19 protein-coding genes and 2 other annotated features are annotated in these 19,698 nt (G+C 38.9%); all 19 genes read left to right on the top strand.

The window, feature by feature from the left end; translation table 11 throughout:
- Window positions 1–47: 47 nt before the first annotated feature.
- A complete protein-coding gene (gltX, locus tag MKY49_RS22065) occupies window positions 48–1,508 on the top strand; it encodes a glutamate--tRNA ligase (RefSeq protein ID WP_312506404.1) in 1,461 nt (486 codons plus the stop codon).
- A gap of 49 nt (window positions 1,509–1,557) precedes the next feature.
- Window positions 1,558–1,777, top strand: a binding site (T-box leader).
- Between the two features lie 189 nt (window positions 1,778–1,966).
- Window positions 1,967–2,617: a serine O-acetyltransferase EpsC gene (gene epsC, locus MKY49_RS22060; RefSeq protein ID WP_322611860.1), complete on the top strand. Its 651-nt coding sequence runs from the start codon at window positions 1,967–1,969 to the stop codon at window positions 2,615–2,617.
- Window positions 2,614–4,014: a cysteine--tRNA ligase gene (gene cysS / locus MKY49_RS22055; protein ID WP_322611859.1), complete on the top strand. Its 1,401-nt coding sequence runs from the start codon at window positions 2,614–2,616 to the stop codon at window positions 4,012–4,014. The genes epsC and cysS overlap by 4 nt, the downstream gene beginning before the upstream one ends.
- Entirely contained in the window at window positions 3,999–4,439 is a 441-nt protein-coding gene (locus tag MKY49_RS22050) for a Mini-ribonuclease 3 (protein WP_396631745.1), read from the top strand. Before cysS ends, MKY49_RS22050 begins: the two co-directional genes overlap by 16 nt.
- On the top strand, window positions 4,439–5,191 hold the full coding sequence (gene rlmB / locus MKY49_RS22045) for a 23S rRNA (guanosine(2251)-2'-O)-methyltransferase RlmB (protein WP_274794968.1): 753 nt from the start codon (window positions 4,439–4,441) through the stop codon (window positions 5,189–5,191). The genes MKY49_RS22050 and rlmB overlap by 1 nt, the downstream gene beginning before the upstream one ends.
- Before the next feature lie 2 nt (window positions 5,192–5,193).
- The gene (locus MKY49_RS22040; RefSeq protein ID WP_274794967.1) at window positions 5,194–5,709 is read left to right on the top strand and encodes an NYN domain-containing protein; all 516 of its coding nucleotides are present in this window, start codon (window positions 5,194–5,196) and stop codon (window positions 5,707–5,709) included.
- A 64-nt stretch (window positions 5,710–5,773) separates the two neighbouring features.
- Window positions 5,774–6,421, top strand: a complete 648-nt coding sequence (gene sigH / locus MKY49_RS22035) for an RNA polymerase sporulation sigma factor SigH (protein WP_274794966.1) — start codon at window positions 5,774–5,776, stop codon at window positions 6,419–6,421.
- A 76-nt stretch (window positions 6,422–6,497) separates the two neighbouring features.
- Complete coding sequence (rpmG, locus tag MKY49_RS22030) at window positions 6,498–6,644, top strand: 50S ribosomal protein L33 (protein WP_274794965.1); 147 nt, start codon at window positions 6,498–6,500, stop codon at window positions 6,642–6,644.
- A 49-nt stretch (window positions 6,645–6,693) separates the two neighbouring features.
- Entirely contained in the window at window positions 6,694–6,879 is a 186-nt protein-coding gene (secE, locus tag MKY49_RS22025) for a preprotein translocase subunit SecE (RefSeq protein WP_205446172.1), read from the top strand.
- Window positions 6,880–7,220: 341 nt separating this feature from the next.
- Window positions 7,221–7,754, top strand: a complete 534-nt coding sequence (nusG, locus tag MKY49_RS22020) for a transcription termination/antitermination protein NusG (protein WP_274794964.1) — start codon at window positions 7,221–7,223, stop codon at window positions 7,752–7,754.
- A 231-nt stretch (window positions 7,755–7,985) separates the two neighbouring features.
- Complete coding sequence (gene rplK / locus MKY49_RS22015) at window positions 7,986–8,411, top strand: 50S ribosomal protein L11 (protein ID WP_004233593.1); 426 nt, start codon at window positions 7,986–7,988, stop codon at window positions 8,409–8,411.
- A gap of 116 nt (window positions 8,412–8,527) precedes the next feature.
- Window positions 8,528–9,226, top strand: coding sequence for a 50S ribosomal protein L1 (gene rplA / locus MKY49_RS22010; RefSeq protein WP_274794963.1), 699 nt, complete (start codon window positions 8,528–8,530; stop codon window positions 9,224–9,226).
- 51 nt (window positions 9,227–9,277) lie between these two features.
- Window positions 9,278–9,423: a sequence feature (ribosomal protein L10 leader region), on the top strand.
- Between the two features lie 32 nt (window positions 9,424–9,455).
- The gene (rplJ, locus tag MKY49_RS22005) at window positions 9,456–9,956 is read left to right on the top strand and encodes a 50S ribosomal protein L10 (RefSeq protein WP_025116453.1); all 501 of its coding nucleotides are present in this window, start codon (window positions 9,456–9,458) and stop codon (window positions 9,954–9,956) included.
- A gap of 72 nt (window positions 9,957–10,028) precedes the next feature.
- Entirely contained in the window at window positions 10,029–10,391 is a 363-nt protein-coding gene (gene rplL, locus MKY49_RS22000) for a 50S ribosomal protein L7/L12 (RefSeq protein ID WP_274794962.1), read from the top strand.
- Between the two features lie 78 nt (window positions 10,392–10,469).
- The gene (locus tag MKY49_RS21995) at window positions 10,470–11,072 is read left to right on the top strand and encodes a class I SAM-dependent methyltransferase (protein ID WP_312506407.1); all 603 of its coding nucleotides are present in this window, start codon (window positions 10,470–10,472) and stop codon (window positions 11,070–11,072) included.
- Window positions 11,073–11,314: 242 nt separating this feature from the next.
- Entirely contained in the window at window positions 11,315–14,890 is a 3,576-nt protein-coding gene (gene rpoB, locus MKY49_RS21990; protein WP_274794960.1) for a DNA-directed RNA polymerase subunit beta, read from the top strand.
- A gap of 202 nt (window positions 14,891–15,092) precedes the next feature.
- The gene (rpoC, locus tag MKY49_RS21985; RefSeq protein ID WP_274794959.1) at window positions 15,093–18,776 is read left to right on the top strand and encodes a DNA-directed RNA polymerase subunit beta'; all 3,684 of its coding nucleotides are present in this window, start codon (window positions 15,093–15,095) and stop codon (window positions 18,774–18,776) included.
- Window positions 18,777–18,913: 137 nt separating this feature from the next.
- On the top strand, window positions 18,914–19,162 hold the full coding sequence (locus MKY49_RS21980) for a ribosomal L7Ae/L30e/S12e/Gadd45 family protein (protein WP_132362679.1): 249 nt from the start codon (window positions 18,914–18,916) through the stop codon (window positions 19,160–19,162).
- 99 nt (window positions 19,163–19,261) lie between these two features.
- The gene (rpsL, locus tag MKY49_RS21975) at window positions 19,262–19,681 is read left to right on the top strand and encodes a 30S ribosomal protein S12 (protein ID WP_004233609.1); all 420 of its coding nucleotides are present in this window, start codon (window positions 19,262–19,264) and stop codon (window positions 19,679–19,681) included.
- Window positions 19,682–19,698: the final 17 nt, after the last annotated feature.

Genomic DNA, 19,698 nt, shown 5'->3' with positions numbered 1-19,698 from the left:
AATGAACAAAGTCAATTTTTGATCGAAAATTTAGGAGGCTTTTAATTATGACGAAAGAAGTTCGCGTTCGTTACGCGCCATCTCCAACAGGTTATTTACATATCGGTGGAGCGCGTACAGCATTATTCAATTATTTATATGCAAAACATCATAACGGTAAATTCATTGTACGTATTGAAGATACGGATATTGAACGTAATGTAGAGGGCGGAGAAGCATCTCAGCTAGATAACCTAAAATGGTTAGGTATTGAATATGATGAGTCCATTGATATTGGTGGACCTTATGCGCCTTATCGTCAAATGGAACGTCTTGATATTTATAAAGAGCACGCTGAAAAGCTATTGGAGCAAGGTGTAGCTTACAAATGTTTCTGTTCGTCAGAAAAACTTGAAGCATCTCGCGAAGAACAAAAAGCAAGAGGTGTGGCGGCTCCAACTTATGATGGTACATGCCGTCACCTATCTGCAGAAGAAGTTGCAGCTAAAGAAGCAGCAGGTGAGCCATACACAATCCGTATGCGTGTACCGGCAAATGTAACGTATGAATTTGAAGATTTAGTTCGTGGCCAAGTTACTTTTGAATCAAAGGACATTGGTGATTGGGTAATTGTTAAAGCTAATGGTATCCCAACCTACAACTATGCTGTTGTTTTAGATGATCATTTCATGGAAATTTCTCACGTTTTCCGTGGTGAAGAGCATTTATCAAACACACCAAAACAAATGATGATTTTTGATGCATTTGGCTGGGAATATCCTCGTTTTGGACATATGACATTAATTATTAATGAAAACCGTAAAAAGTTATCTAAACGTGATGAATCAATTATTCAATTTGTTACACAATACAAAGATTTAGGGTATCTTCCTGAAGCGATGTTCAATTTCTTTGCACTACTTGGTTGGTCTCCAGAAGGGGAAGAAGAGATTTTCTCCAAAGAAGAATTTATTAAAATCTTTGATGAAAAACGTCTATCTAAATCACCATCGATGTTTGATAAGCAAAAATTAACATGGATGAATAATCAATATATTAAAAAGCTATCTTTAGAAGAAGTTGTGGCTTTATCTTTACCACATTTGCAAAAAGCTGGCCTATTACCCGAAGAACTTACTGCGGAGCAACGTGCATGGGCGACAGATTTAATTGCCCTTTACCACGATCAAATGAGCTTTGGTGCGGAAATTGTTGAACTATCTAGCCTATTCTTTAACGATCATATTGAATATGATGAAGAAGCAAAAGAGGTCTTAGCAGGTGAGCAAGTTCCTGAAGTAATGGCTGCATTTAAAGCACAGCTCGAGGAATTAGAAGAATTTACACCAGACACAGTAAAAGCTGCTATAAAAGCTGTGCAAAAAGCAACAGGTCATAAAGGTAAAAATCTATTTATGCCAATCCGCGTTGTAACAACAGGTGAAACACATGGCCCAGAGTTACCAAATGCAATTTGCTTAATTGGGAAAGAAAAAACAATTGACCGCGTAGGAAAATTTGCACAATAAGAGAAATTTATTGACAATTCATTCTTTCGTTGTAAAATGTATTTACATTGAAAAAGCGTTGATAAGGAGAAGTAAGTGGCGCACGCTCTCAAGAGAGGACCATCACCGGCTGAAAGTGGTCTGAGTCTAGGTAAAACTGAAATGCACCTTTGAGCGTAAAGCTGAACTATAGTAGGCTTTATCGAGTCGTTCCCGTTAAAGAACGTCCAAAGTGGAAGGCTTTTTTGCCTTCAATCAGAGTGGAACCACGTTATTTTAGCGTCTCTGTCATTCCTTTTTGGGATGATAGAGGCGCTTTTTATTTTTAGTGAAGCATCTCAAGAGCGGCAATTAGGCAAGGCTTAAAGAAGCGTCCTTACCACAATCATCTACCCAGGAGAGTCTGAAGGAAAATGACAATTGCTTTGTAGGAATTCAAAGGATGTAAATTAGACCAACATGAAGAGGGGGAGTTTTTTGTGTTTAAAAGAATGAAGGAAGATGTGGCTACGATTTTTGAGAATGATCCAGCAGCACGTAGTGTTTTTGAAGTGGTGTTAACCTATTCAGGCCTGCATGCTACATGGGCACATCGAGTGGCACATTGGTTCTTTAAAAGACGCTTTTACTTTATAGCTCGTGCCATTTCGCAAATTAGCCGTTTCTTTACTGGTATTGAAATTCATCCTGGTGCGAAAATTGGCCGACGCTTTTTTATAGATCATGGTATGGGTGTTGTTATTGGTGAAACTTGTGAGATTGGTGATAATGTTACCTTGTATCAGGGTGTCACTTTAGGGGGTACAGGAAAAGAAAAAGGGAAGCGACACCCTACTTTAGAAGACAATGTGCTTGTTGCAACAGGAGCTAAAGTTTTAGGCTCTATCACGATTGGCGAAAATAGTAAAATTGGTGCTGGCTCTGTTGTTTTAAAAGAAGTACCACCAAACGCTACAGTTGTCGGTATTCCTGGTAAAATAGTAATTAAGGATGGCGTGCGTCTAGAGAAAAAGCTAGATCATCAAAATATACCTGATCCTGTAGAAGAACGTTGTCAAGGTTTCGAGAAGCAGATCGCCGAATTGCAGCAGGAAATCGAACGCTTACAAAAGGAGAGAGAAACACGATGAGTATTCAAATTTTTAACTCATTAACAAGACAAAAGGAAACCTTCGTACCGCTAGAAGAAGGTAAAGTGAAAATGTATGTGTGCGGTCCGACTGTTTATAACTATATTCATATCGGGAATTCACGTCCTGTAATTGTTTACGATACAGTACGTCGTTATTTTCAATATAAAGGCTATGATGTAAAGTTTGTATCAAATTTTACGGATGTAGACGATAAAATTATTAAGGCAGCAAATGAGCTGGGAGAAGAAGTACATGAATTAACAGAGCGCTTTATTGCTGCATACTTTGAAGATGTAACAGCACTAGGGTGCAAAAAAGCAGATGTTCATCCACGAGTGACAGAACATATGGACGATATCATTCAATTTATTCAAGTGTTAATTGAAAAAGGCTACGCATATGAATCTGCTGGCGATGTGTATTATCGTACTCGTAAGTTTGATGGCTATGGTAAATTATCGCACCAATCAGTGGATGATTTAAAAATTGGTGCCCGTATTGAAGCAGGAGAGAAAAAAGATGATGCACTAGATTTTGCCTTGTGGAAAGCGGCTAAACCAGGTGAGATTTTCTGGAAAAGTCCATGGGGAGATGGCCGTCCAGGCTGGCACATTGAATGTTCTGTAATGGCTCGTGAACATTTAGGAGATACTATTGATATTCATGCTGGTGGGCAGGATTTAACTTTCCCGCATCACGAAAATGAAATTGCTCAATCGGAAGCACATAATGACAAAACATTTGCGCGTTATTGGATGCATAACGGTTATATTAATATCGATAATGAAAAGATGTCCAAATCTCTTGGTAATTTCATTCTTGTTAATGATATCCGTAAACAAATTGACCCGCAGGTACTTCGTTTCTTTATGTTATCTGTTCATTACCGCCATCCAATTAATTTTGCGAAAGATTTAGTAGAAGCTGCTGCATCGGGCTTAGAACGCATTCGTACAGCTTACAACAACGTGAAGCATCGCCTTACTACTACGGCGAGTCTAGGCGACAACTCAGAAGAATGGCTTAGCAAAATTGCTGAACAAAAAGCGCATTTTGAAGAGGCGATGGATGATGACTTTAATACAGCTAACGCTATTTCTGTATTATTTGAGATAGCTCGTATTGCTAATATTTACTTGAATGAAGCTAATACTTGCAAGAAAGTATTAGAAACATTTATTGAAACTTTTGAGGTATTAGGTGACGTCTTAGGTATTGAATTTGCAAAAGAAGAAGAACTATTAGACGAAGAAATTGAAGCATTGCTACAAGAACGCGTAGAGGCACGTAAAAATCGTGATTTTGCTCGATCTGATGAGATTCGTGACCATTTGCAAGCCCAAGGTATCATTTTAGAAGATACACGACAAGGAACTAGATGGAAACGAGGGTAATTAAGTTGGATAAACTTCGCAATGAAGATGTTAAGCAATTAAATGCGCTAGCGTTAGCCTATATGGGTGATGCTGTATTGGAGCAAAAAATCCGTGAACATTTACTACGCTCTGGACGTGTTAAACCAAATACACTCCATCGTGAGGCGACTCGCTATGTTTCAGCAAAAGCACAATCTATGATCGTTCATCGCATGATGGATGAAAATTATTTAACTGAGGAGGAATTGGCTGTGTTCCGTCGTGGACGCAATGCCAAATCCGGCTCTGTTCCAAAGAATACTGATATCCAAACCTATCGTAATAGCTCAGGCTTTGAGGCGGTGCTTGGTAGTTTATATTTATTAAATGAACTAGAACGGGTGTATGAAATCATTGCATATGCTATTCAAATAATCGAGGAATCAAAGGGAGTGTCGAAATAATGGTAGAACAAAATGGTGAAATTATTGCCGGTAAAAACCCAGTGTTAGAAGCACTTCGTTCAGGCCGCGATATGAATAAAGTATGGATTGCAGAGGGTGTTAAAAAATCTGGTGTGAATGAATTGCTAGATTTAGCTCGAGAACGTGGTGTCATCGTTCAGTTTGTTCCAAAAAAGAAAGTCGATCAATTATCGAGTGCTAATCACCAAGGAATTGTTGCTTCTGTTGCAGCATATCAGTATGCTGAACTTGAGGACTTATTTACAGCAGCTGCAAATAAACAGGAAGATCCCTTTTTCTTAATTTTAGATGAGTTAGAGGATCCTCATAACCTAGGGTCTATTATGAGAACGGCCGATGCTATAGGAGCTCATGGAATTATTATTCCTAAGCGTCGATCAGTAAGTTTAACAGCTGTAGTAGCAAAGGCATCTACAGGAGCTATTGAGCACGTGCCAGTTGTACGTGTGAACAATCTTGCTCAAACAATTGATGAGTTAAAAGAACGAGGTATATGGATTGCTGGTACAGATGCGAAAGGTTCTGTCGATTATCGAAAAATGGATGCGACATTACCATTAGCTATCATTATTGGTAGTGAGGGCAAGGGAATGGGTCGCTTATTAAAAGAAAAATGCGATTTTTTATATCACTTACCAATGGTTGGGCATGTTACATCACTAAACGCATCAGTAGCTGCAGCGCTTTTAATGTACGAAGTGTATCGTAAACGTCAAGAAGCGAATGACTAACAATGAAAAACATTTTGCTTGTTGATGGCTATAATATGATTGGATCTTGGAAAGAGCTGCGGCCATTACGTGACACAAATTTTGAAGATGCGCGCAGAAGGTTAATCGAACTTATGGCTGAATATAAAGCAGCTATAGGTTGGCGCGTAATTATTGTTTTTGACGCACACCTTGTACCAGGAGTGGAGCAATCTTATATAGAAAATGATGTAGAGGTCATTTATACTCGGAAAAATGAAACAGCAGATGAACGTATTGAAAAAATGACACATGAATTAAAGGCTAGAAATGTACAAATACATGTAGCAACCTCTGATATGGCAGAGCAAAGCGTTATATTTGGTAATGGCGCCCTAAGGAAATCAGCAAGAGAGCTAGAAATTGATACTAGCATTATCCAACATAAAATTTCACATGATGTAAAGCGAAAACAAGAAAGCAAGCCACCTTCTCGTATAGAATTAAAGCCAGATGTTGCTCTTGCCTTTGAAAAATGGAGACGTGGCTTGAAAGATTGATTGACGCATATTTTCCAATTCCGTTATACTGTTCCTAATTATCTGTTGTGACTGAGGTGATACCATGTTTAAAAATAGCATTGTACAAGTGACACAAGATTTTGAACGATTCAATGATGAAGAACTTATTGAAATGGTGCATCAAGGTAATACAGATGCGTTGGATTTTTTAATTACGAAATACCGTTTGTTAGTAAGAGCGAAGGCAAGATCCTATTTTTTGATTGGAGCAGATAAGGAAGACATTGTGCAAGAAGGCATGATCGGTTTATATAAGGCAATCCGCGATTTTAAGGGAGATAAACTTGCATCTTTCAGGGCTTTTGCAGAGTTATGTATTACAAGGCAAATTATCACGGCTATTAAAACAGCCACTAGGCAAAAACATATACCGTTAAATTCCTATATCTCTTTGGACAAGCCCATATTTGATGAAGAATCAGATCGAACGCTTATGGATGTGCTAACAGGTGCTATTATGGATGATCCAGAAGAATTGATGATTCATAGAGAAGAGTTTGGATATTTAGAAGAAAAGATGAGTGAGATTTTAAGTGAATTAGAGTTACAAGTTTTAGCCCTATATCTAGATGGCCAGTCTTATCATGAAATTTCTGCAAAATTAAACCGTCATGTGAAATCCATTGATAATGCATTGCAGCGAGTGAAGCGTAAATTAGAGCGACATTTAGTTCTTGAGGAAATGTCTTAGCCTTATAGGCCTTTATTGACATTGACAAATATCGGTGTTAGTCTTAAAAAGACATAGTGCCGAAAAAGGTGATTAAATGGCAAAAAAAGTCGTGCTGACTTGCGAGAAATGTGGATCGAGAAATTACACGTTCCCGGCTAAAGAAGGATCTACTGTACGTCTCGAATTAAAGAAATTTTGCTCGCATTGCAATGAACATACAGTGCATAAACAAACGCTATAAAAATGATATGAAAATAGACAGATATGATTGATTCGGAGGTTAAGCTAGAATGGGCAAGATCAAAGGCTTTTTCAGCGATGTAATGTCGGAAATGCGCAAGACAAGCTGGCCAAAAAGTAAAGAACTGACGAAATATACAGTCGTTGTAATTTCAACTGTAGTCATTATGGCTTTATTTTTTGTGTTAGTTGACTTAGGCATTTCATCATTATTCCGCTGGTACTTAGATTTATAATTTAGTAAATAGCATACTTTTGAAATAGCCCGTCCATAGCAATAACGGGTTTTTTCGTTTGTTTTATCTTCATTCAATCGTAGCTCCATATTATTGGTTAGGTGAAATGAAGAGCAGTAATTTATTCTCATTATGATAAGGATGCTACTAGGAGAGTATGATAGTAGCGATAGATGACTATGCTAGTTTCGGTATATATCCGCAAGCTTTTGCTTACTATTAGCGAAAATAAGATTTTCAAATGAGATGTTTGTGAAAAGAGTAAAGAATGCGCTGAGCATATCGCAAATCATTTTCACTTTTATTTGTAAGGGAGGGACGGACGAGAAGTCCTATTAATTATGGAGAAAAATTGGTATGTTGTTCATACGTATTCTGGGTATGAAAATCGTGTAAAAGCAAACCTAGAGAAACGTGTAGAAACAATGGGAATGCAAGATAAAATCTTCCGTGTGATTGTGCCAGAGCACGAGGAAACAGAAATGAAGGATGGGAAAAAACGTACAATGATGCGTAAAGTTTTCCCTGGTTATGTATTAGTAGAGTTAATTATGACAGACGATTCTTGGTATGTAGTTCGAAATACACCGGGTGTTACGGGCTTTATCGGTTCATCTGGTGGTGGAGCAAAACCAACTCCTTTACTGCCAGAAGAAGCGGACCGTTTACTACAACAAATGGGTATGACTGATAAGGTTGTAGAAGTGGATATAACGGTTGGTGAAGCAGTGGAAGTGTTAGAAGGGCCGTTTGCTCATTTCCAAGGACGTGTTGAAGAAATTGACACGGAAAAAGGCAAAGTAAAAGTGACAGTTGATATGTTTGGTCGCGAAACGATTATGGAGCTAGATTTCGAACAAATTCAAAAATTATAGTTCCAATAATAGAACTGTGAGCATGTCAATTGGTAGATGTTTCGCAGATTTTGTTAATTACTACTTGCTTAAAAAAATTAAAAGTGGTATCATTTCATAGGTCAGACTGTCATACTTTGGTTTGACATCTGTAATGATAATTTTAATGTTATCGGCAATTAGCTGACAGACAGATATTGAGTGGGAGGGGCAACCCAATTACCACATCACGGACTTAAGGAGGTGTGTCTCGTGGCTAAAAAAGTTATTAAAGTTGTAAAACTTCAAATCCCTGCTGGTAAAGCTAACCCAGCTCCACCGGTTGGTCCTGCATTAGGTCAAGCGGGTGTGAACATCATGGGATTCTGTAAAGAATTCAATGCGCGTACTGCTGATCAAGCTGGTCTTATTATTCCAGTTGAAATTTCAGTATTCGAGGACCGTTCTTTCACTTTCATTACAAAAACTCCACCTGCAGCAGTTCTACTTAAAGTAGCAGCTGGTATCCAATCTGGATCTGGTGAACCAAACCGTAAAAAAGTGGCAACGGTTAAACGTGATAAAGTTCGCGAAATCGCTGAAACTAAAATGCCAGACCTTAACGCTGCTTCAGTAGAAGCTGCTATGTTAATGGTTGAAGGTACTGCACGAAGCATGGGTATTGTTATCGAAGACTAATCCCATTTACTTGATGTTTTGTTTTTTGGAAGGTTGCGAAGTTTCTTTGTGAACACGCAACCTTTATTCGTGGGAGGTAAAATCCGCTATAACCACAATCAAGGAGGAAATATATAATGGCTAAAAAAGGTAAAAAACTGCAAGATGCAGCAAAATTAATTGATCGTAACTCACTATACAGTGCTCAAGAAGCAATCGAACTTGCTCAAAAAACTAGCACAGTAAACTTCGACGCTACTGTAGAAGTTGCTTTCCGTCTAGGTATTGATACTCGTAAAAACGACCAACAAATCCGTGGTGCAGTAGTGCTTCCAAACGGTACTGGTAAAACTCAACGCGTATTAGTATTCGCGAAAGGTGAAAAACTTAAAGAAGCTGAAGCAGCTGGCGCTGACTATGTAGGTGATGCAGAGTACATCCAAAAAATCCAACAAGGTTGGTTTGATTTCGATGTAATCGTAGCAACTCCTGACATGATGGGTGAAGTTGGTAAACTTGGACGCGTTTTAGGACCAAAAGGTTTAATGCCAAACCCTAAAACTGGTACAGTTACTTTTGATGTAACAAAAGCTATCGAAGAAATCAAAGCTGGTAAAGTAGAATACCGCGCTGATAAAGCTGGTATCATCCACGCTCCTATCGGTAAAGTTTCTTTCTCAGCAGAAAAATTAGTAGAAAACTTCTTAGCTGTATTTGATGTAGTGCAAAAAGCAAAACCTGCTGCAGCTAAAGGTACTTACATGAAATCTGTAAACGTTACAACTACAATGGGTCCAGCTGTTAAAATTGACGCTGCTAATGTAGTAGTAAAATAATTTATATATATGTTGACAACAGCAATCATACATGATATCATGATTGCTGTTGTGAATTATCCATTTGTACCGTAGACAGTAGGAGTGACTTGTCACTTAATGTTCCTACCGAGGACATCGGAATTCAGATTCTTATTTAAAGATGATGACTTTCAGCCTCTGTGTCTATTTGACTCAGAGGCTTTTCTTTTGTCGGTATAAATGACCCATTCTAATAGGAGGTGTCATCATGAGCAAAGCAATCGAAAACAAACAAGTACAAGTTCAAGAGATTACTGAAAAATTCCAAAACGCTTCTTCTGTAGTAGTTGTGGATTACCGTGGTCTTAACGTTGCACAAGTAACTGAGCTTCGTAAACAACTTCGTGAAGCTGGCGTTGAGTTCAAAGTTTACAAAAACACTTTAACTCGTCGTGCTGCTGAAGCTGCTGGTCTTGAAGGAATCAACGACGTATTAGTTGGTCCTAACGCAATTGCGTTCTCAAATGAAGATGTTGTAGCGCCTGCTAAAATCATCAATGAGTTCGCTAAGAAAAACGAAGCTTTAGAAATTAAAGCTGGTATTATTGAAGGTACGATTTCTTCTGTTGAAGATGTTAAAGCACTTGCAGAACTTCCATCACGCGAAGGTCTACTTTCTATGCTTTTATCTGTACTTCAAGCTCCTGTGCGTAACTTCGCACTTGCAACAAAAGCTGTTGCAGAACAAAAAGAAGAACAAGGCGCGTAATTTAATACGCTGCAACACTTCTGCGGCCTGATCGCAAACAATAAAACATTATCCAATTAGGAGGAAATTATAATGAATAAAGAGCAAATCTTAGAAGCTATCAAAGCTATGACAGTTCTTGAATTAAACGATTTAGTAAAAGCTATCGAAGAAGAATTCGGTGTAACAGCTGCTGCTCCTGTAGCAGTAGTTGCTGGTGGTGCTGCTGGCGCTGCTGAAGAAAAATCAGAGTTCGACGTAGTATTAGCATCTGCTGGTGCAGAAAAAATTAAAGTAATCAAAGTGGTTCGTGAAATCACTGGTTTAGGTCTTAAAGAAGCTAAAGAAGTAGTAGATAACGCTCCTAAAGCTCTTAAAGAAGGCGTTTCTAAAGATGAAGCTGAAGAAATCAAAGCTAAACTTGAAGAAGTTGGCGCATCTGTAGAAGTTAAGTAATCTCGCGTTACTTTTTAACAAAAGGAAAGCTCGTCATTTTGGCGAGCTTTTTTCTTCATTCTGAGGAGGCGTGAAAAAATGTCAGATCATTATTATACAAGCAAGCCTCAAACTGAGAGTAAACCACGTCACTGGACATTCAAGTTACTGGGGCATTCGTTTACTTTTGAAACGGATGCAGGTGTTTTTAGTAAAAGCGAAGTAGATTTTGGATCCCGTGTTTTAATAGACGCTTTTCAAATGCCAGATATTGATGGTGCGATTTTTGATGTAGGCTGTGGATATGGTCCAATAGGGTTATCGATTGCCAAAACAAATCCAGACCGTACCGTTTTTATGATGGATATAAACGAACGTGCAGTTGCGCTTTCGCAAAAAAATGCGCAAGTGAACGGTGTTCAAAATGTGCGAATATTTGTGAGTGACGGCCTATCGATGGTTGATAACGATGTGGAAGCAGCAGCTATCTTAACGAATCCACCAATTCGTGCGGGGAAGGAAACGATTTTCCGCTTTTACGATGGAGCTTATGATCGACTAGTGTCTTCAGGTGAGCTTTGGGTAGTAATCCAGAAGAAACAGGGAGCGCCATCGACAGTGAGTTACTTGGAAGGAAAATTTTCAGAAGTCGATGTTGTTGAGAAGAAAAAAGGATACTGGATAGTACGTGCAAAAAAATAAATGAAATATGTATAATTTATTGACTTGACAAATCGGCTATGATAATATGATACAATGCAAAAATATTATTTTGAGGTCGTATGCCCTTTTTGTATAATTTTGTTTTAATGTGGGTATACTTGCCAAGATAAGTTTAGTTAACCGAAAATGAGATCTTTTTGAAGACTCGTTTTCTTTTTGTCTTTCGAAATCATACACTATTTGTATGATTTTGCAAAGACCTAATATCGCTTTATTGAGGGGTGAATGAGTTGACAGGTCAACTAGTTCAGTACGGACAACACCGCCAGCGTAGAAGCTTTGCGCGTATTAAAGAGGTGCTTGAGCTTCCAAATCTGATTGAGATTCAAACGGCGTCTTACGAGTGGTTCCTTGAAGAAGGTTTACGTGAAATGTTCCGTGACATTTCGCCGATCGAGGACTTTACAGGTAATCTTTCATTAGAATTCATCGATTATTCATTAGGTGAGCCTAAATATGATGTTGATGAATGTAAAGAGCGAGATGTTACTTACGCAGCTCCATTACGTGTGAAAGTACGTCTTTACAACAAAGAAACAGACGAAGTGAAAGAACAAGATGTCTTCATGGGTGACTTCCCATTAATGACTGAAACAGGTACGTTCATTATCAATGGTGCTGAACGTGTTATCGTTTCACAATTAGTTCGTTCACCAAGTGTGTATTTCCATGATAAAACTGATAAAAACGGTAAAAAAGGTTTTGGCGCTACAGTTATTCCAAACCGCGGTGCGTGGTTAGAGTACGAAACAGATGCAAAAGACGTAGTATATGTGCGTATCGATCGTACTCGTAAGCTACCAGTAACAGTGTTACTTCGTGCGTTAGGTTTCGGTTCAGACCAAGAGATTATCGATATTATCGGTGATAACGAGTATTTACGTAATACGTTAGAAAAAGATAACTCTGAAAGTACTGAAAAGGCACTTTTAGAAATCTATGAACGTTTACGTCCAGGTGAGCCACCAACAGTAGAGAGCGCGAAGAGCTTATTATACTCTCGTTTCTTTGATGCTAAACGTTATGATCTAGCGAATGTTGGTCGCTACAAAATGAATAAAAAGCTTCATATTAAGAATCGTTTATTTAACCAAACGATTGCTGAAACGCTTGTAGATCCAGAAACAGGCGAAATTTTAGTAGAAAAAGGTACTGTACTTGATCGTCGTACTTTAGATAAAATCCTACCTTACCTTGAAGATTCATCGAAAGGTATCGGTTTCCGCACTTTATCACAAGTTGGTGGTGTACTTGAGGATGATGTAACCATCCAATCTATTAAGATTTATGCACCAAAAGATGAAGCGCAAAAAGAAATTAATATCATTAGTAATGCGTACATTGATGAAGAAGTGAAGAATATTACACCTGCTGACGTTTTAGCTTCAGTAAGTTATTTCTTCAACTTACTTTACCAAGTAGGAGCTACAGATGATATTGACCACTTAGGTAACCGTCGCCTACGTTCTGTTGGTGAGTTACTACAAAATCAGTTCCGTATTGGTTTATCTCGTATGGAGCGTGTTGTACGTGAGCGTATGTCAATTAACGACACAGCTGCGATCGTACCACAGCAATTAATTAATATTCGTCCTGTAATTGCGTCAATTAAAGAATTCTTCGGAAGTTCTCAATTATCACAATTCATGGACCAAACAAACCCATTAGCAGAGTTAACACATAAACGTCGTTTATCTGCATTAGGACCTGGTGGTTTAACACGGGAACGTGCTGGTTTCGAAGTACGTGACGTTCACTACTCTCACTATGGTCGTATGTGTCCAATCGAGACACCAGAGGGTCCAAACATTGGGTTAATCAACTCATTATCTTCATTTGCCAAAGTAAATAAATTTGGTTTCATCGAAACACCATATCGTCGTATTGACCATGAAACAGGTCGAGTAACGGACCAAATTGATTACTTAACAGCTGATGAAGAAGATAACTACTACGTAGCACAAGCAAACTCTCCGTTAAATCCAGACGGTACTTTTGCTAACGACGAAGTAGTAGGTCGTTTCCGTGGGGATAATACAGTATTCAATAAAGCTCAAATGGACTACATGGACGTTTCTCCTAAACAAGTAGTTTCTGCAGCGACTGCATGTATCCCATTCTTAGAAAACGATGACTCGAACCGTGCACTTATGGGTGCCAACATGCAACGTCAAGCAGTTCCACTTCTTAACCCAGAAGCACCATTCGTTGGTACTGGGATGGAACATGTTGATGCGCGTGATTCAGGTGCAGCTGTAGTAGCAAAATATGATGGTATTGTTGAGCACGTTGAAGCTCGCTCTATCCATGTTCGCCGCATTGAAGTCGTAGACGGTAAAGAGGTTAAAGGCGATTTAACGAAATATAAATTACAAAAGTTCATTCGTTCAAACCAAGGTACTTCATATAACCAACGTCCACTTGTAAAAGTAGGCGAGCGTGTGAAACCACGTGACATTTTAGCAGATGGCCCTTCAATGGAAAAAGGCGAACTAGCTCTTGGACGTAACGTATTAGTTGCATTCATGACATGGAACGGCTTTAACTATGAGGATGCTGTCATTATGAGTGAGCGCCTTGTAAAAGACGATGTCTATACATCTGTTCATATTGAAGAATATGAATCAGAGTCTCGTGATACAAAGCTTGGACCTGAAGAAATCACTCGCGATATTCCTAACGTTGGGGAAGATGCACTTCGTAACCTAGACGAACGTGGTATCATCCGCATCGGTGCAGAAGTACGTGATGGTGATATTCTAGTAGGGAAAGTAACGCCTAAAGGGGTTACAGAATTAACAGCTGAAGAACGCTTACTACACGCAATCTTCGGTGAAAAAGCTCGTGAGGTTCGTGATACTTCATTACGTGTACCACACGGTGCTGGCGGTATCATTCTTGACGTTAAAGTATTTAACCGTGAAGATGGCGATGAATTACCACCAGGTGTTAACCAATTAGTTCGTGCTTATATTGTTCAAAAACGTAAAATCCGCGTTGGTGACAAAATGGCCGGACGCCATGGTAACAAAGGGGTTATCTCGCGTATCTTACCAGAGGAAGATATGCCATTCATGCCAGATGGCACGCCTGTTGATATTATGTTAAATCCACTTGGTGTACCTTCTCGTATGAATATCGGACAAGTTTTAGAGTTGCACTTAGGTATGGCTTCTCGTTACCTTGGCGTTCATATGGCTACACCAGTATTTGATGGTGCCAATGAAGAAGATGTTTGGGAAACGATGGAAGAAGCAGGTATGAACCGTGATGGTAAAACAATCCTGTATGATGGACGTTCAGGTGAACCATTCGATAACCGTGTATCAGTTGGGATCATGTACATGATCAAACTTGCTCACATGGTTGACGATAAACTTCATGCACGTTCAACTGGTCCTTACTCACTAGTTACGCAACAGCCACTTGGTGGTAAAGCGCAATTTGGTGGACAACGTTTTGGTGAGATGGAAGTATGGGCACTTGAAGCATATGGTGCTGCTTATACACTTCAAGAAATTTTAACAGTTAAATCCGATGACGTTGTTGGTCGTGTGAAAACTTATGAAGCCATCGTTAAAGGTGAAAGTGTACCAGAGCCAGGCGTTCCAGAATCATTCAAAGTATTGATTAAAGAACTTCAATCTCTTGGTATGGATGTTAAGATGTTAACAGTTAATGATGAAGAAGTAGAACTTCGTGATCTAGATGAAGAAGACGATCTTCAACCAGCTGACGCACTTAACATTGCACCACAGCCAGATACAGAAGAAGAGCCAGTAGAGTCTTTTGAATAATGGAAAACCAAATTCACAGTTGTGAATAGGTCAAACTTATTTTTCAAATTAGCCGGGCAGGATTTAACGCCCTGCCTGGCTTTTTCTTTTAATAAATCATTCTATTTCTAATCCTTTGCCAAAGAGGCAATTCTTTGCAAACGATTATCGAGCTGCGTAAAAGAGTCTTTATAAAGACCTATACTAGAGGGAGGTAGGCTCCTTGATAGACGTTAATGAATTTGAATATATGAAAATTGGTTTAGCATCTCCTGACAAGATTCGTTCTTGGTCATATGGTGAGGTTAAAAAACCTGAAACTATTAACTACCGTACATTAAAACCAGAAAAAGATGGTTTATTCTGTGAGCGTATTTTTGGTCCAACTAAGGACTGGGAATGTCATTGTGGTAAATATAAACGTGTACGTTATAAAGGCGTTGTTTGTGATCGTTGTGGTGTTGAAGTAACACGCGCTAAAGTTCGTCGTGAACGTATGGGACACATCGAATTAGCAGCACCAGTTTCTCACATCTGGTACTTCAAAGGTATTCCTAGCCGTATGGGTCTAATTTTAGATATGTCACCACGTGCATTAGAAGAAGTTATTTATTTTGCATCATACGTTGTGATTGAACCAGGTGCTACAAATTTAGAAAGCAAGCAATTACTTTCTGAAAAAGAGTACCGTGCATACCGTGAAAAATTCGGAAACACATTCGAAGCTTCAATGGGTGCAGAAGCAATCAAAAAATTATTAGGCAAAATTGACCTAGAAGATGAAACACAATCTTTAAAAGAAGAGTTAAAGTCTGCACAAGGTCAAAGACGTACTCGTGCGATCAAACGTCTTGAAGTTGTCGAATCTTTCCGTAACTCAGGTAACTCACCTGAATGGATGATTTTAGATGTACTACCTGTTATTCCACCAGAGCTTCGTCCAATGGTGCAATTAGATGGTGGACGTTTTGCAACTTCAGATTTAAACGATTTATACCGTCGTGTAATTAACCGTAATAACCGTTTAAAACGTTTATTAGATTTAGGTGCTCCAAGCATCATCGTACAAAACGAAAAACGTATGTTACAAGAAGCTGTTGACGCACTAATTGATAATGGTCGTCGTGGACGTCCTGTAACTGGTCCAGGTAATCGCCCATTAAAATCACTTTCACATATGTTGAAAGGTAAACAAGGTCGTTTCCGTCAAAACTTACTTGGTAAACGTGTTGACTATTCTGGTCGTTCCGTTATCGTAGTAGGTCCAAACTTAAAAATGTACCAATGTGGTTTACCGAAAGAAATGGCGATCGAATTATTCAAGCCATTCGTAATGAAAGAGCTAGTAGAACGTGGTCTTGCACATAACATTAAATCTGCTAAACGTAAAATCGAACGTTTAAACAACGACGTATGGGACGTTTTAGAAGATGTTATCCGTGAGCATCCAGTACTACTAAACCGTGCACCAACGCTTCACCGTCTTGGTATTCAAGCATTTGAACCAACACTAGTTGAAGGCCGTGCGATCCGTCTTCACCCATTAGTATGTACAGCTTATAACGCTGACTTCGATGGTGACCAAATGGCGGTTCACGTACCGTTATCAGCTGAAGCACAAGCTGAAGCTCGTCTTCTAATGCTTGCTGCGCAAAACATCCTGAATCCAAAAGACGGTAAACCTGTTGTAACACCATCTCAAGATATGGTATTAGGTAACTACTACTTAACACTTGAACGTGAAGGTGCTCGTGGTGAAGGTACTGTATTCTATGGTCCAAATGAAGTGTTAATTGCCTATGACACAGGTCATGTACATTTGCATACACGTATCGCTATTAAAGCAAGTTCGTTAAATAACCCAACATTCACAGAAGAACAAAATAATATGTTCTTATTAACAACTGTTGGTAAAGTTATCTTTAATGAAATATTGCCTGAGTCATTCCCGTACATCAATGAGCCAACTGATTTCAACTTAGAGCATGAAACACCTGAAAAATACTTCGCTAATTTAACAATTGACGAAGAAACGCTAAAAGAGCTTGAATCAGATAATGCTTACAAAAATCTTGATGAAAAAGGGAAAATCGATGCACAACGTACAGCTGTATTACGTAAATATTTTGCATCTGTACCAGTTGTAAATCCATTCCGTAAAAAATTCTTAGGTAATATCATTGCAGAAGTATTTAAACGTTTCCACATTACTGAAACATCTAAAATGCTTGACCGCATGAAAAACCTAGGATTCAAATATTCAACACGTGCTGGTATTACAGTAGGTGTATCTGATATCGTGGTATTACCAGATAAAGGTGAAATTTTAGCTGAAGCTCAAGAAAAAGTGGATAAAGTTCAAGCGCAATTCCGTCGTGGTTTCATCACAGAAGATGAGCGTTATGATCGTGTAATCTCAAGTTGGAGTGCTGCGAAAGATGAAATTCAAGCGAAGCTGATGAAATCACTTGAGAAAACAAACCCAATCTTCATGATGTCTGATTCAGGTGCCCGTGGTAACGCATCTAACTTTACTCAGTTAGCTGGTATGCGTGGACTGATGGCCAACCCGGCTGGTCGTATCATCGAACTTCCAATTAAATCTTCATTCCGTGAAGGTTTAACAGTATTAGAGTACTTCATCTCTACTCACGGTGCTCGTAAAGGTCTTGCCGATACTGCCCTAAAAACTGCCGATTCAGGTTACTTAACTCGTCGTCTTGTTGACGTTGCACAGGATGTTATTGTGCGTGAAGATGACTGTGGTACTGACCGCGGTTTAACAATTGGCGCATTAATGGAAGGCACTGAATTAATTGAGGCTCTTGATGAGCGTATTGTTGGTCGTCATACGAAGAAAACAATCTTCCATCCTGAAACTGGTGAAGTGATTCTAGAAAAAGACGGATTAATCGACCAAGATATCGCTCGTGCAGTTATCGAGGCTGGTATTGAAGAAGTGACAATCCGTTCAGCATTTACATGTAATACAAAACATGGCGTATGTAAAAAATGTTACGGCATGAACTTGGCAACAGGTGAAAAGGTTGAAGTTGGGGAAGCAGTTGGTATTATTGCAGCTCAATCAATCGGTGAACCAGGTACACAATTAACAATGCGTACATTCCATACAGGTGGGGTTGCCGGAGATGATATTACACAAGGTCTTCCACGTATCCAAGAGATCTTTGAAGCACGTAATCCAAAAGGTCAATCTGTTATCTCAGAAATTGCTGGTACTGTTTCAGATATCACAGAAATTCGTGAAGGCTTAAAAGAAATTACTATTCAAGGTGACGTAGAAACTCGTAAATACCAAGCACCTTATAATGCACGTCTAAAAGTTATCGAAGGTGATAATGTAGAACGTGGTCAAGTTTTAACAGAGGGTTCTATCGATCCAAAACAATTGCTAAAAGTCAAAGACGTTTCAACTGTTCAAGAATATTTATTAAAAGAAGTTCAAAAAGTATACCGTATGCAAGGGGTAGAAATTGGGGATAAACACATTGAGGTAATGGTTCGCCAAATGCTTCGTAAAGTTCGTGTAATTGAAGCTGGTGATACAGAATTACTACCAGGTTCATTACTAGATATCCACCAATTCTCAGAGGCAAATGCAGATGCTGTGATGAATGGCAAAAACCCTGCAACTTGTCGTCCAGTGATCCTTGGTATTACAAAAGCTTCTCTTGAAACAGAGTCATTCTTATCTGCTGCATCATTCCAAGAAACAACTCGTGTGTTAACAGATGCAGCAATTAAGGGTAAACGTGATGAGCTTCTTGGATTAAAAGAGAACGTAATTATCGGTAAGCTTGTTCCAGCAGGTACTGGTATGCAACGTTATCGTCAAATCCGCATCGAAAAAGATGAGCTTGACACAGAAGTCGTTTCTGCTGAATAAACATTAAAATAGGGCCGAAGAGATGTATTTTCATCATCTCTTCGGACTTTTTAAAGATATTGGTTGACAGTGTAATCTGGTAATGATAATATATTGAAGGTTGATAGTTAACTGTCTGTACTTCGGAGGATATGAAAATGTCTTATGATAAAGTAAGGGCTAGTCAAACAATCATAGGTACAAAGCAAGCAGTAAAAGCAATGCAAGCTGGTTCAGTGAAAGAACTTTTTGTGGCACTTGATGCAGACAATTGGGTAACCGATTCGGCCATATCTTTCGCGAGAGAAATCGGTATACCAGTTATTCTTGTTGAGTCCAAAAAGGAACTGGGCAAGGCCTGTGGAATCCATGTTGGAGCTGCAGTAGTTGCGATTACTGTAGAGTAGTTTTTGTGTAAAAAGCACAAAGACTTTGTTTTTACCCGAAAAATGAACCACCTGGATGTGTGGTATTAAAAAAAGAAGGAATGAAGGGAGGAAAAATCGATGCCTACAATTAACCAATTGGTACGTAAGCCTCGTAAATCTAAAATCACGAAATCAAATTCACCAGCGTTAAACAAAGGATATAACTCATTTAAAAAATCTTTAACTGATGTTAAATCTCCACAAAAACGTGGTGTTTGTACTCGTGTAGGTACAATGACGCCTAAAAAACCAAACTCAGCGTTACGTAAATACGCTCGTGTACGTTTAACTAACCAAATCGAGGTTACTGCGTACATTCCTGGTGAAGGCCATAACTTACAAGAGCACAGTGTTGTTCTTATCCGTGGCGGTCGTGTAAAAGACTTACCGGGTGTTCGTTACCATATCGTTCGTGGTGCTCTTGATACTGCTGGTGTAAACGGTCGTATGCAATCACGTTCTCTATACGGTACAAAACGCCCTAAAGAAAAAAAATAATATAAAATATATAAGTT

Origin of the sequence: Lysinibacillus sp. FSL M8-0134 (assembly GCF_038069745.1) — a bacterium.
Classification (GTDB): Bacteria; Bacillota; Bacilli; order Bacillales_A; family Planococcaceae; genus Lysinibacillus; species Lysinibacillus irui.
The sequence above is the reverse complement of the archived record's forward strand: the minus strand, read 5'-3'. Positions and strand labels throughout refer to the sequence as shown.

Bases quoted from the DNA above. Each gene is read 5' to 3' on its own strand.
- gltX (WP_312506404.1), top strand. From the start codon at position 48: ATGACGAAAGAAGTTCGCGTTCGTTACGCGCCATCTCCAACAGGTTAT.
- cysS (WP_322611859.1), top strand. From the start codon at position 2,614: ATGAGTATTCAAATTTTTAACTCATTAACAAGACAAAAGGAAACCTTC.
- MKY49_RS22050 (WP_396631745.1), top strand. From the start codon at position 3,999: ATGGAAACGAGGGTAATTAAGTTGGATAAACTTCGCAATGAAGATGTT.
- rlmB (WP_274794968.1), top strand. From the start codon at position 4,439: ATGGTAGAACAAAATGGTGAAATTATTGCCGGTAAAAACCCAGTGTTA.
- MKY49_RS22040 (WP_274794967.1), top strand. From the start codon at position 5,194: ATGAAAAACATTTTGCTTGTTGATGGCTATAATATGATTGGATCTTGG.
- sigH (WP_274794966.1), top strand. From the start codon at position 5,774: ATGTTTAAAAATAGCATTGTACAAGTGACACAAGATTTTGAACGATTC.
- rpmG (WP_274794965.1), top strand. From the start codon at position 6,498: ATGGCAAAAAAAGTCGTGCTGACTTGCGAGAAATGTGGATCGAGAAAT.
- secE (WP_205446172.1), top strand. From the start codon at position 6,694: ATGGGCAAGATCAAAGGCTTTTTCAGCGATGTAATGTCGGAAATGCGC.
- nusG (WP_274794964.1), top strand. From the start codon at position 7,221: ATGGAGAAAAATTGGTATGTTGTTCATACGTATTCTGGGTATGAAAAT.
- rplA (WP_274794963.1), top strand. From the start codon at position 8,528: ATGGCTAAAAAAGGTAAAAAACTGCAAGATGCAGCAAAATTAATTGAT.
- rplJ (WP_025116453.1), top strand. From the start codon at position 9,456: ATGAGCAAAGCAATCGAAAACAAACAAGTACAAGTTCAAGAGATTACT.
- rplL (WP_274794962.1), top strand. From the start codon at position 10,029: ATGAATAAAGAGCAAATCTTAGAAGCTATCAAAGCTATGACAGTTCTT.
- MKY49_RS21995 (WP_312506407.1), top strand. From the start codon at position 10,470: ATGTCAGATCATTATTATACAAGCAAGCCTCAAACTGAGAGTAAACCA.
- MKY49_RS21980 (WP_132362679.1), top strand. From the start codon at position 18,914: ATGTCTTATGATAAAGTAAGGGCTAGTCAAACAATCATAGGTACAAAG.
- rpsL (WP_004233609.1), top strand. From the start codon at position 19,262: ATGCCTACAATTAACCAATTGGTACGTAAGCCTCGTAAATCTAAAATC.